Below are 12234 nucleotides of genomic sequence, written 5' to 3'. Positions count from 1 at the left end.
GGCTGCCTATCATCGCGTTCCGGTACCAAACGCCGTCATCACCCGGGCGGGACGTACGAGGACCTGGGATCTCGCTCGTGAGAGGCCCGGGAAGGCTGGGGGAATCCGATCGTGTCCGTCGAACTGAACCACACCATCGTCATGGCCCGCGACAAGCGGGTCTCCGCCGAGTTCATGGCCGAGATGCTCGGCCTGGAGGTCGGAGCGCCCTTCGGCCCGTTCCTCCCCGTCACCACCGTCAACGGCGTCACCCTGGACTTCGCGGACAGCGACCGGGACGAGATCGTCTCCCAGCACTACGCGTTCCTGGTGTCCGAGGACGACTTCGACGTCATCTTCCAGCGGATTCAGCGGGCCGGGATCACCTACTACGCCGACCCGGCCCGCGAGCGGCAGGGAGAGATCAACCGCCGTGACGGCGGGCGCGGCGTCTACTTCCTGGATCCCGACGGGCACTTCCTGGAGATCCTCACCCGCCCGTACGGCAGCGGCTAGAACCCCCGGTCCAGGGCCGTCTGGCCGTTCAGTACGGCGCGAAGCCGCGCGTTGTCGCGGACACTTCCCCCGCCGAAGTCGGTGGCCACCGGGCCGGGGGCGAACGTGTTGGCGGTGATGCCGCGCGGGCCGAACTCGTGGGCCCGTAGGCTCGGCGCATGCTTCTGTGGATCAACGGCCCCTTCGGCGGAGGCAAGACGCAGACCGCGTACGAGCTCCGGCGACGGCTGCCGGGAAGTGTCGTCTGCGACCCCGAACACGTCGGCTTCGGCCTGCACCGGATGATGCCGCCGCCGCTGCGCGAGGACTTCCAGAACCTTCCGGCATGGCGGCAGGGCGTGTACGAGGTGCTGGACCTGGCTCTCACCAAGCACGACGGCACGGTGATCGCACCGATGACGGTCGTGGAGTCCGCGTACTTCCAGGAGACCGTCGGCCGGCTGCGGGAACGCGGCCACGACGTCAGGCACTTCGCGCTACTGGCCGGCCGGGAGACGGTGCTGCGCCGCCTGCGCGAGCGCGGCTTCGGGCATGTCGCGCAGTTCGTGGCCGGCAAGAGCGCCGCCCTGCGCCTGGAGAGCTTCGCCGTCTCCAAAGTCGACCTGTGCTTGGAGCGATTGCGCGAGGCGGAGTTCGCCGAGCACGTGTGGACCGACCGCCTCACGATTTCGGGGGTCGCCGACCACATCGCCGCCTCGTCCGGGCTGACGCTCGCCCCGAACACGGACAGCGCGCTACGAGGCCGCCTGCGGCGTGCGTGGACGGGTGTCAAGCACATCCGATTCGACTGAGCGAAGGTGGTGACACGGCGACCCACCGGCTACGGAGTCACCCCGGAAGGCATCCCGATCCGCCTGGCGGATCCGCATCGACGAAGGACGAATGGCCGGTCCTCAACGTCCGCGCACCGCTTGAGCCGGTTTTCTCGGCACCCGCACGAGGTAACGAAGGTATCGACGGCATCGATACGAGAACCGGCGGTGGCGCCGAGCCGAACCTCATGCCCCAAGCCGCGCTCGCGCAGGCGGCGCAGAACCGTGGCCCCCGCGAGAACTCAACCGCAAATCCAACAGCCGATATCAGAGAGTCTCACAGGTTTCGATCCGGTGAGCTGCTCGGATCCGGTCGTGCTCTTGATTATTTTTGACCGGCTTGAGAAAATGACCGATGCGAATTTCTGGTACGGCGACCCTCGACGACCGGTAATCGGAGATGTCACGATTCGAAGACGACCTGCGGGCGCCGACCGGCCAAGCGGGTCACGATAAGCCTGAGTCGCAGAGTCCCACCCCCCTTGCCGGGGAAACCGCCAATCGCCCGGAGGGCCACGATCACCGGGCCGAAGCGGACGCACCTGATCGCGGGCCTGGTTCGGCCGCGAGCTCTTCCGGGCCTGAAACTCAGAAACCCGTGATCGGTGGCGAAGCGACGAGCGACCCTTCACCGCCCGGCCCCGGCAAGGGCGGGAAGCGCATGTCGTGGCCTCGGTTCTTCGGTCAGAACACGGGGGAGCGGGCAGGCGTCATCGCCGCCATCACCGGGGTGCTGGCCCTTCTAGTGGCCATAATCTCCCTTTTCATTTCGGATGGCAAACCTCCGGATGACAAACCTTTGGACGATGGCTCTTCGTCGATCACCACCAGTGGCAAGAACATCCCGGAGGACTATATCGGCACCTGGAAAGGCCAGGTAGAAATGAAACTTCCCACCTCCGGGGGAGAGAAGGGGATCGACGAGATAATCATAAAACGAGGCAAGGTCGGGGACGTCGTCGCGGAACAACGTGCCGTTGACTGGGTCGATTCCAGCGGTCAGAAGACCGGCTGCTCGCATTCATGGGAACTGTCCGAGGTCGAGGATGGGCAGATCATGCTGAAGGAGAGCAGCACAGAGACCTCGGACAACCTCCAAGCAGGGGACTTGTGTCTGTCGGACCTGACGATGAAAGTCCGGATCGCCGACCATGAAACGATCGGTATCCAGGCGGACACGGATATTCTTGCCGTAAAAATAAACGCGTTCATCGGAACTCTGAAACGACAGAGCTGAACGCAACGATTCGCGCGCCCTCCATCGTCGTCCGGCATCACGAAAACCCGAAAACCTCCAGCGCATCGGTCTTCACCAGAGTCGAAACTCTCCTCTCAGGGTCGCCGTACGGGCCACGCAGGCACCGCGGATCACCTTCCTGTAGCCGTCGAGGGGTTCTTCGGTGACATAGCGGGGGCCCGGTGTAGCTGTCCTCGCCAAGGTGGTTTCCGACCCGTCGGCCGGTACCCGGTCTCCGCCCAGCCGTTGACACCTCCCATCCGACACCCTCATGATGAACGAGCGTTCATGAACGATTGTTCATCATGAGGGTGTCGTCGCCCGGAGCCGGTGAAGCCGCCCGGTGGCACCCGGATGCCACCACGGGAGGAATTCGATGCTTTCCATCGTCAACACCGAGCAGGCGGAGGCGTGGAACGGTTACGAGGGCACCCACTGGGCCGATCACCAGGCCCGGTATGACGCCGTGAACAGCGGGTTCAACGACTACCTGCTCGCGGCGGCCGACATCGGCGACCGGGACCGCGTACTCGACGTCGGGTGCGGCAACGGGCAGCTGACACGGCTGGCCGCCCGGCGGGCGCGACTCGGAGACGCGACCGGGATCGACCTGTCGGCGCCGATGCTGCGACGGGCGCGTGCCGGTGCGGCCGACGAGGGGGTCGTCAACGTCACCTTCGAGGAGGGCGACGCCCAGGTCCACCCCTTCCCGGCCTCGCGCTTCGACGTGGTCGTGAGCCGGTTCGGGATCATGTTCTTCGCCGATCCGGTCGCCGCGTTCGCCAACATCGGCCGCGCGCTGCGACCGGGCGGGCGCCTGGTGATCCTGTCCCTGCGGGGGATGGAGGAGAACGACCTGGGCGCCGTCTTCGCGGCGATGGCGGAGCACCTGCCGCCGAGCCCCGCCCCGGCCGGGCCCGGCACTCCCGGACCGGAGTCGCTGGCCGACCCGGTCCGCGTCCGCGAGGTGCTCACCGGCGCGGGCTTCGAGAAGGTGACCTCCACGCCTGTCGAGGCGCCCCAGGTGTGGGGCCGGGACGCCGCCGACGCGGCCGGTTTCCTCGGAGCGTGGGGGCCCGTCCGCTTCATCCTCGACCAGGTCGACAAGGTCACCGCGGCCCGCGCCCTCGACGCGCTCACGGTGGCGCTGCGGCCCTACGAGGAGCCCGGCGCCGTACGGCTGCGCGGCGCCGCCTGGCTGACCACCGCGACCCGCCCCTGACCTTCGGCGGTCCGTCACCCGACCCTGACCGGGTCCGTCTACTCCGGTCCTGGCTTCCGGCCGTCCGTCTTCGACGGTCCGTCACCCGTCCCTGGCCGGTCCACTCACCCCGCCCCGGACTGCTTCACTCACCCCGACCCGGACCGCTTCACCCACCCCGCCCCTGAACGGCTCGCCCGATCCGCCCGCCGGGGGCCGGTCGTTCACCGGTTCGCGATCCTCGCGGCGACGGCGGCCGGGCTCCGATGGTCACTACGATGCGATGTGATGTCACCGAGAAAAGCAGCCGCCCTGCGTGACGGTGAGGGCGACCGGAGCCTGCGCGAGCACCTGATCGCCGCCGCCGAACGCCTCATGGCCCAGCGCGGCACCGCCGGGCTCACCGTACGCGACATCGCCCGCGAGGCCAGGGTCGCCGACGGCGTGCTGTACAACCACTTCGCGGGCAAGGAAGAGTTGCTCGCGCTCGCCCTGCACGCCCACGTCCAGACCGTCGAGCGCGAGCTGGGCGAGCTGCCCATCCGTGCCGGGAGCGGTACGGTCGAGGACAACCTGCGCGTCTACCTCACCCGGGGGCTGGCGCTGCACGCCGCGATCCTGCCCTCCTTCGCGGGCCTGCTCGCCCAGCCCGAGGTTCTCATCCGGTTCGCGAACCTGCCCAACCCGATGGCGGGCGGCCGGGGACTACGCGCGGACCTGGCCGTATACCTGCGTGCCGAGCGGGATCTCGGCCGTCTGGCCCCGGACGCCAACGCCGAGGCCGCCGCCACGATGATCATCGGCGCCTGTCACGAGCTGGTCCTGCCCCACCTGCTCCGCGGCGGCGCGGCGACCGCGCTGGAGATCCCCTCCGGCTTCGTCGAGGACCTGCTCACCACGGTGCTGAACGGCATAGGCCCGGCCCGTACCCTCTAGAACCGATTCCCGGCGCGGCGATATCGGCGCCGTCGAATGTCCGGAGGGGTAGGAAGTGAAAAGCTCGGCGGCCGGAGGATTTTCCAATAAATGGGATGCCTCCCTGCCGCCGACCACCTGATACGGCGAGGTGTCGTTCTCGCGGTTCCGAACCCGGTCATCCGAGATTCCGCCGGAAACGGGCCGGAACTTTTCCGGCTTCGCACACCCGTGCCGGTCGTGATGAATAATCTCAGAAATCGTGCTCTGATGATCTCGGCCGGAAAACGTCGGGAAGGCAGGAGGCTGGTGAACACCGAGGGATGGGCGGTCAGTGTTCCCCGAGGGTATCGAGTCGGTGACTGGCGGGTCGGCAGGCCCATCGCCACGGGGAGCTGGGCGAGTGTCTACCTGGGAGTTCGAGACGGTGAGGGGGCGACGCGCTCGGCGTTGAAGTTTCTGCCCACGGGCACGGTCACCCGGCGGCAGTTGAAATATCTCAGGGAGATGACGCAGCGGGAAATACGCCTGCACAGCAGGCTCCAGCATTCCCGGCTGATCCGGCTACGCGAAACGCTCGTCGTCGACGACGCCGGAAATCCCGAACTCGACGGCGCGTGCGTTCTGGTCATGGACCTGGCGGAACGGTCGCTGGCCGATCTGATTCGAGCGGGGGCTCCCGTTCCCGACGCGCCAAGACTGATCGCCGAGATCTGCGAGGGAATAGCGTACATGCACGCCGAGAGATGGGTGCATGGAGATCTCAAGCCCAATAACGTGCTCATGATGGCCGACGGCTCGGTACGCCTCGCCGACTTCGGCCTGACCACCGAGATGGACGGGACTCACGGTTATCTCCCCCCGGTGGGCTCCGCGGACCACGTGCCCCCCGAGCGCTGGGGCGAACCCGTGAGCGAACGGGGGCACGCCGTGCGATTCTCGGCCGACGTCTGGGCGCTGGGCGTGACGGCGTGCCAACTGCTCACCGGCCATCTCCCCTTCAGTGCCTCGACCGCTCGCGCACGTTACGTCGCCGCCGCCGAGTACGCGGCCGGCGAGCGCCCTCTGACGCTTCCGGTCTCGCTTCCCGAGGCCTGGCGTTCCTGGGTGGGTGACTGCCTGACCCCCGACGCGAGGGTCCGGCCCACCGCGGCCCGCCAGCTCTACCGGGCGCGGATGCTGGCCGGCACCGTCGGAGCCTCGCCCCGGCGAACGGGCACCCGGATGGCGGGGGCGCTGGCCGCGGCCCTTCTGGTGCTCGCCGGCGCCTCGGGGGCCGGGATGGTCGCCCCATCCCTGGCCGACCCGTTCGGGCGTTGGTTGCGCTCCGACTCCGACATCCCCCGGGAGTATCGCGCGCTGATCGTCGAAGCCGGCACGATGTGCGGCGAGCCTGGGCTGAGCCCGGCACTGGTCGCCGGAATACTGAAGGCGGAGAGCAACTTCGACGCGAAGCTGTTCGACGCGGCCAAGAACGAGTACGGCCTCGCGCGCTGGACGCCGTCGGTGCTGCAGTACTACCTGCCCGCCGACCGCCGCGGCGTCGTCCCCACCCCGCCCCTGTCACCCGAGGACAGCATCCCCGCCGTCGGCCGCTATCTGTGCGTACGGCTACCCCTGCTGGCCAGGGTGCCCGGAGATCCCGGCCTGCTGGGAGCCGCGGCGTTCCGCTCCTCCGACGAGGTGATCCGCCAGGAGAACGGGGTTCCCGAACGTTTCCGGGCGTTCGTCGAACGGGTGCGGAAGCACCGGGCCGAATACCAGCCGTGATCAGATGGGAGGCCGGGCCGAGTACCAGCCATGATCACGTGGGAGGCCGGGCCGGATGTCGGCCGTGATCAGGTGCCCAGCCGTTTCAGGTGCTCCTCCCGCACCAGGTCGAAGCGCAGCGCGACGGAGACCAGCGCGGCGCGTTGCCAGTCGGCCTTGCGTGAACCGGACGACGGTTTGACGCGCAATTTCGTACGTGCCAGATAGTCGATGTGGAAGTTGACCGCGGCCCGGGTCAGTCCCGCGCAGCCGGGAACCTCACGCAGCCGCTCCAGCACCTCCGGCACCGTCGGGATGACCGAGGACGCGCAGTCACGGAGGCGCGGCTCGCAGAGCGCGATCAGCACGAGGAAGTATTTCGCGGTCTCGTCGAGGGGAAAGCCGGAGACCGTCGGCTCGCCGACCGCCGAGGTCTCGGGCGCGTCGGGGTCGATGAAGCTGTGCTGTGAGGCGAACACCAGGAACGAACAGGCGCCGCCCGCCACCGGGAGCACCACGCGGGCGAACTCGAACGGCACGGGCGCCGCCGCCCGCCGCGGAGCTACCTTGAGGAACTCCCCTCCACCTTCGGGATTCTCCACGACCAGGGTGGAGTCGTGGCTGAGATTGGTGAGCAGCCAGTAATCCTCCACGGCCTGGATGATCCCGGCCCGCCGGGATATTCCCGGATGGTCCAGCAGGAAGTCGACCGGGGCGTTCGACGTTCCGCGACCAAAAATGACCTCGTGGCCTGGAGAAAGTTCGACGACGGCCGGTTCGGTGTCGGAGCCATCGGCTTGCAAGAGGATCGTCCGCATCCATCCCGCCCTCACAGCACCCTGGAATCTTCCAGGTTCACAGAACCCCATCCTATGCCGAACGATGTTCCTGTCAGCGCTGAATCTCAGGGGGACCAACGCGCTGACAGTTGCCATTCGGTGGGGACCGAAACGGCATGCGGGAAAAACAATTTCACGAAAGGAAAAGCATGTTCGCAGCACGTACGCGGGCGGGAGCCGCCGTATTGGGGGGCACGGCGTTGCTTCTGATGCTCACGGGAACGCCGAGCGCCCACGCCGACCCGGTGCCGCCGAAGGACGCACTGGTGATGACCGACGAACCCCGCGATGGAGAGGTCGGTACGCTGGGAACCTCATGCGGCGGCATCACCAATCCCTGCGGGATCGCCTACAACCGCACAGGCTCCACGCTGCAACTGAGCCGGGACGCCAGCAGCCATTTCTACTGCGGCGCGAAGGGCCCCTACCGCGACCTGCCCAGCGGGCAGAACTCCAACGCCTACGGATCCCCGCACTGGCCCGACGTCGACTGCGTGCGATCCAACACCCGCTGGATCGTCACCAACGGCCGCGTCTACCCGCCGGGCGAGTGGATCAGGATCTGGACGTCGAAGTGGTTCTACGGCGCCTGATGTCTCGCTCGTCCTGAGCCAGGCGAGGTCTGTTCTCGTCTCTCGTCGAGACAGCGGCCGGTCCACACGGTGGACCGGCCGCTGTCCCCCTTCCAGGACCCGAAGCCGGGTGGCGGCGCCCGCCCGGCGCGCATCTCCGGATCGGTGACGCCTACCGCTCCAGGGTGAGCGTCTGACCTACGCGGCGTGGAGATCGAGCCTGGCCAGGCCGAAGCCGAGCTGGCTGTACATCTCCAGCTGATCGAAGTACTCCCGGTGCGTAATGATCATGTCGTCGGCGACGTAGGACACGCATGAACCGCGGACGATGATGCGACGTTCGGTCCCTTCCGCCTCGCGCCCGTCAGGCAGAAGGAAGGACCCCGTGTGGGTGCCGGTAAACGTCCATTCCGCGACCACGGGATCGTCGCAGGGGACCTCCATCCAGATCGTCTGGTGAAGGTCAGGGAAACCCTTGAAGAGCTGCTCGTAGACCCAGGCGATCTGCTCATGTCCTTCCGCTATGCCCGTCGGTGAGACGAGGACGGCGTCCGGGCTGTAGAACCCGAGTACTCGGTGCAGATCATGGGTGTTGACCGCCTCGGACAGCCGGCGTTTGATCTGCCAGGCATTGGGCATGACGACGACCCTTCGCTGATGCGGGGTGAGGCGCTGGACTTTGCGGCTCCCGAATGCGATCGGGAGGCCATGCGTCGCGGCGCTCAGGCGACATCGAGCCGGGTCTCGGGAGCCTCGGCGGCGCTCTTTCCACGCTACCCACCGGTGAGTCAGCCATCGGTCCCGATGACGTTGTATTCGCATCACGGAAGATGCCGCGATTTTTCGGTCATCCCATAACGGTGCAAGCAAGGCCAAAAGAACTTATAGCCCCGGTCTTTGACCGGCGAAGCGATGATCCACCGGACCTCGGTCACCCTTCTCCTGTGGCTCTCCTGTGGCGAACGTGGTGAATGTGGCGAACATGATGAACGTGACAAATGTGGCAAGTCACCCGAGGTTATCCTCCCCGGCGGCCCGGATCCCGCCCGCTGAGCACGTTCAACGAGCCCGCGATGCGTCCGCCCACCGGCCGCGAAATCCGGAAGGTATCAGGATCGCCCTGCCCGCCCCCGCCGCTTTCGCCCTCGGGGTCGTCGAAGCCCAGTTCCTCCCGCGCCCGTGGCCCCAGGACGACGCGCAGCACCTTCTCCTGCAACGTGACCTCGACGACACCGCTGTACGTGGTCGCCTGACCGGCCGTGACCAGGCAGTAGGTCTCATCGTCACTGTCCTTCTTCTGTCGATGCCCCACGGGCGAACCCGCGGGGCATCGACACGGTGCGTTCCGGCCGGGAGTGAGCAGTGCCTACCGGTGCGTTCTCAGTCGGTGAGGTCGGCGTACCACTCAGGAGTGGAGGCCCGCAGCGGATCGGGGGCGGGGCCGGCGCCGGGACCGGGGATGACGAAGAGATCGACGGTGTCGGAGCTGTGGTCGCGGGAGCCGTTGACGATCCAGTCGTCCTCGACCCGGTCCGCGGGGACGGTCTGGTCGAAGGAACTGGTCTGCTCGGCGGTGTCCGCAAGGATCCACAGCAGGCGGTAGCCCACCTTCAGCCCGCGTCGTCGCACCTCGGCGCGTACCTCCGCGACCGTCTTGCCGTGCGTGGTGTAGCCGTCCAGGGCCTCCTCTCCCGAGGGGTCGTAACCAGGGCCGGAGGCATAGGGTTCGCCCGGTGCGGCGGGGCGGCCCACCCCGAAGACGACCCGCTGGGAGAGGTCCGCGGGCATCCAGACCTTGCCGCAGAAGGCGGATGAGCAGGGCTCCGTGTGCTGTACCCCGATGGTTCCCGGTCCTTTGAAGCCCTCGGGAACGATCGGGCCGTCCAGCGTGCCCACCCTCTCCGGCGCCACCGGGATGACCTTCACCGTGACGTTGAGCCCCACCGCGCGGAAGGCCTCCTCGAAGCGCCGATAGTCGGCCGTCGGATCGGTGATGGTGACGCTGAAATGGCCGGTGGCCTTCTTGATGGAGACGGCCGCGTTGGCGTACTCGGTGGCCGGACCACCCGCCGGTAGGCCGACACCGATCGCGGCGGCCACGGCCAGGGCGGCGACCCCCGAGACCAGTACGGGCCAACGGGCCCGCCCCAGGCCGAAGGTTCCGCCTCCGGCAAGCCAGGACATCCGGCGGCGCGGAGGAGAAGTCGCCATGATCGCCGCGCGCAGCTCGCGCGCGCCACGCCCCTGCTCCGGCGCGTACGGTGCGAGGTCGATGGCTTTCACCAGGCGGTCGACGTCATTCATGCTTCCTCCATCACGATCGTTGAGGACCGCTGCCATTTCAGCGCCGCCGCCAGCCGTTTGCGCGCCCGGTGCAGGCGGGTCCGGGCGGTGATAGCCGTACACCCCATGACTTTGGCGATCTGCTCGCTGGTCAATCCCTCCCAGCAGGCGAGTGCCAGGACCTCGCGGTCACGCTCGGGCAACTGGTCGAAGGCGGCGCGGACATACTCCAGATCGACCGGTGTGGTCGGCCGGTCGGCGATCAACTCGTCACGGAGCCGGTCGGCCAGTACGGCTCTGCGTGAGGTACCGCGTTGTTGGTTGGCCAGCACGCGGCGGGCCACACCGTACAACCAGAGCAGCGCCCGCTCGCCCTCGGGCACGTCGCCGATGCGCCGCCAGGCGGTGAGAAACGTCTCGGAGATGACGTCGGCCACGTCGTCGGGGGAGCGGGTACGGCGGGCGGCGTACTGATGTATCGCCGGGTAGTGCGCGTCATAGACCGCTTCGAAGCGATCTCGCTGTGTCACAGGGTCTCCTAGCCGAAGGGTGCCGGACACCTTGATTAGTGTCCGGCACCTTTCGGGACGTTGCAGCCCGCCATGACCCGACTCGTACGGTTGGTTCCAGGTTCGGCATGTCCTGGCACATCGCTCGAACTCGTGAACAGGCCGCGCACATCTGCCCCCCGAAGTCCGAGCCGGATGGCGGCGGTTCGGACGAACTCGTGAGACGCGTCATGATCGCCCGGTGGTGGACCCGCGGTTTCCGGGTCGTACTATCGGCCGGGCTCTCCTTCCGGCCGGTCCTGCCAGGTGGCCTCGGAGCACAGGACGCGGGCCGCCTCGTGTGGTTCGGCGTCCCTGACCACGTAGTGGTCGGCGCGTCCGTTGTAACGCTCCGGGCGGAGCACGGTCACGATGCCCGAGACGAAGATCTGGCGACTGTGCGGATAGCGGACGTGCACCTGCCGATCGACGGTGAGGCTGCCGTCGAACGGCTCTCCACCGATGATGTCGTCCTCCCACCGCCAGAGGCGGCAGCTGAGACCCGGCGACAGGAATCCCCTGCCCTCGTAGGGCATGGAGAAAGTCCGGGAGTTCTCCGGATTCAACTCCTCGGCGATGCGCTCCTCGTCGGACATCTCCCGCAGCCGCTCTTCCTGCTCGTGCGGTTCCCAGTCGGGAAAACGGTGCGGCAGGAATCCGATGGCCTCCTGCCGCGCGTAGTACCGGTCGACGAGGGGATCGGCGAACCGGCCAGGGCGGTCCTCAGGACGGACGACGCTCTTCGGCGTGACCTCGGCCCCGTCCTCGATCTCGACGCCCTGCGCCCGCAGCCATTCGTGGATCGTCATGCCCTTCCCGCGAAGCCCCTCCTCCATCGTGCTCAGCCACTCCTCGAAGGTCGGCCGGGAAGGATCGACCCACATCGAGACCCAGTCCTGGGCGACCGTCAGGGGCACGGGCACCGACTGGGGCCTGACCGGCGGAGGCAGCAGCTCAGGCGGGAGCGGCAAGGGAACATACTCTTTCGGCATCGGCACGATGTACGACGCGGCCAGCGAGTGCACCAGCGGATCGAACGCGTCACGGATCGGCCAGAAACGCAGCAGCCACCGCTCCTCGGGGCCATCCGCGTCCTCGTCCATCTCCTCGTCCGGCTCGCCGTCCTCGGTGAGCGGCTCGAAGTGCAGCGTCATGCCGTACTCGAAACACGGCGGCCCGATGAGGAAGTCGTGGCCACGCTCCTCCATCATCAGGGACAGGTGAACGACACCGCTGTCCGCCACGAAGGTCACCTGGTCGACCGGTGTCCAGGAACCTTCGGGACTCGGCGGCTCGCCGTCCCACGCCTCCATCCGGACATCCGCCACGAAGTGGTAGCCCTCCGGGCTGCTCCACTCCTCGAGGTCGGTGCCCGCCAGGGCGAACATCCCGTACTCCACGTAGACCTCTTCGTCGATGCTGCGGAGCATGCGTGCCATCTGCGTCCCTCTATAGATCCAACTCCGGCCGGTCGCGGGTAGCCTGCCGCAAACGTCCGACAAAACCAGGCATGCCCTCGACCGGATGGCCCCTGGGTAGCCGTTCGTCGAAGGGGGTGGGTGTGGTGCATCCTGGCCCGCGCG

13 protein-coding genes are annotated in these 12234 nt (G+C 67.6%); 7 read left to right on the top strand and 6 right to left on the bottom strand.

The annotated features are described in order from the left end of the window. Positions 1–111 precede the first annotated feature (111 nt). The 6 genes from OG587_RS03265 (at position 112) to OG587_RS03240 (ending at position 6430) form a co-directional block, all read left to right on the top strand. Complete coding sequence (locus OG587_RS03265; protein WP_329086677.1) at positions 112–495, top strand: VOC family protein; 384 nt, start codon at positions 112–114, stop codon at positions 493–495. Positions 496–653: 158 nt separating this feature from the next. Beyond that, positions 654–1286 carry an AAA family ATPase gene (locus OG587_RS03260; protein ID WP_329086675.1) on the top strand — a complete coding sequence of 211 codons (633 nt, stop codon included), beginning with the start codon at positions 654–656 and terminating at the stop codon, positions 1284–1286. 421 nt (positions 1287–1707) lie between these two features. Beyond that, positions 1708–2544, top strand: coding sequence for a hypothetical protein (locus tag OG587_RS03255; protein ID WP_329086673.1), 837 nt, complete (start codon positions 1708–1710; stop codon positions 2542–2544). Positions 2545–2920: 376 nt separating this feature from the next. Next, on the top strand, positions 2921–3766 hold the full coding sequence (locus OG587_RS03250; RefSeq protein WP_329086672.1) for a class I SAM-dependent methyltransferase: 846 nt from the start codon (positions 2921–2923) through the stop codon (positions 3764–3766). A gap of 267 nt (positions 3767–4033) precedes the next feature. Further along, positions 4034–4681, top strand: coding sequence for a TetR/AcrR family transcriptional regulator (locus OG587_RS03245; protein WP_329086671.1), 648 nt, complete (start codon positions 4034–4036; stop codon positions 4679–4681). A gap of 288 nt (positions 4682–4969) precedes the next feature. Next, positions 4970–6430: a serine/threonine-protein kinase gene (locus OG587_RS03240; RefSeq protein ID WP_329086669.1), complete on the top strand. Its 1461-nt coding sequence runs from the start codon at positions 4970–4972 to the stop codon at positions 6428–6430. Between the two features lie 68 nt (positions 6431–6498). On the opposite strand, the gene OG587_RS03235 is transcribed toward OG587_RS03240, so the two are convergent. Then, a complete protein-coding gene (locus OG587_RS03235) occupies positions 6499–7227 on the bottom strand; it encodes a winged helix-turn-helix domain-containing protein (RefSeq protein WP_329086668.1) in 729 nt (242 codons plus the stop codon). 170 nt (positions 7228–7397) lie between these two features. Here OG587_RS03235 and OG587_RS03230 point away from each other — a divergent pair, with 170 nt between their 5' ends. Beyond that, positions 7398–7841, top strand: a complete 444-nt coding sequence (locus OG587_RS03230) for a hypothetical protein (protein ID WP_329086666.1) — start codon at positions 7398–7400, stop codon at positions 7839–7841. Between the two features lie 177 nt (positions 7842–8018). Here OG587_RS03230 and OG587_RS03225 read toward each other — a convergent pair whose 3' ends face one another. From OG587_RS03225 to OG587_RS03205, 5 genes are all read right to left on the bottom strand, one after another. Beyond that, positions 8019–8459 carry an ester cyclase gene (locus OG587_RS03225; protein WP_329086664.1) on the bottom strand — a complete coding sequence of 147 codons (441 nt, stop codon included), beginning with the start codon at positions 8457–8459 and terminating at the stop codon, positions 8019–8021. Between the two features lie 379 nt (positions 8460–8838). Then, positions 8839–9132 carry a hypothetical protein gene (locus OG587_RS03220; RefSeq protein WP_329086662.1) on the bottom strand — a complete coding sequence of 98 codons (294 nt, stop codon included), beginning with the start codon at positions 9130–9132 and terminating at the stop codon, positions 8839–8841. A gap of 68 nt (positions 9133–9200) precedes the next feature. Next, on the bottom strand, positions 9201–10124 hold the full coding sequence (locus tag OG587_RS03215; RefSeq protein WP_329086660.1) for a hypothetical protein: 924 nt from the start codon (positions 10122–10124) through the stop codon (positions 9201–9203). Next, positions 10121–10633 (bottom strand): RNA polymerase sigma factor, encoded by a 513-nt coding sequence (locus OG587_RS03210; protein WP_329086658.1) that lies wholly within the window; start codon positions 10631–10633, stop codon positions 10121–10123. Before OG587_RS03210 ends, OG587_RS03215 begins: the two co-directional genes overlap by 4 nt. 248 nt (positions 10634–10881) lie before the next feature. Then, positions 10882–12090 carry a hypothetical protein gene (locus OG587_RS03205; RefSeq protein WP_329086657.1) on the bottom strand — a complete coding sequence of 403 codons (1209 nt, stop codon included), beginning with the start codon at positions 12088–12090 and terminating at the stop codon, positions 10882–10884. Positions 12091–12234: the final 144 nt, after the last annotated feature.

The sequence above is a fragment of the Streptosporangium sp. NBC_01469 genome (assembly GCF_036227305.1).
Classification (GTDB): Bacteria; Actinomycetota; Actinomycetes; order Streptosporangiales; family Streptosporangiaceae; genus Streptosporangium.
The sequence above is the reverse complement of the archived record's forward strand: the minus strand, read 5'-3'. Positions and strand labels throughout refer to the sequence as shown.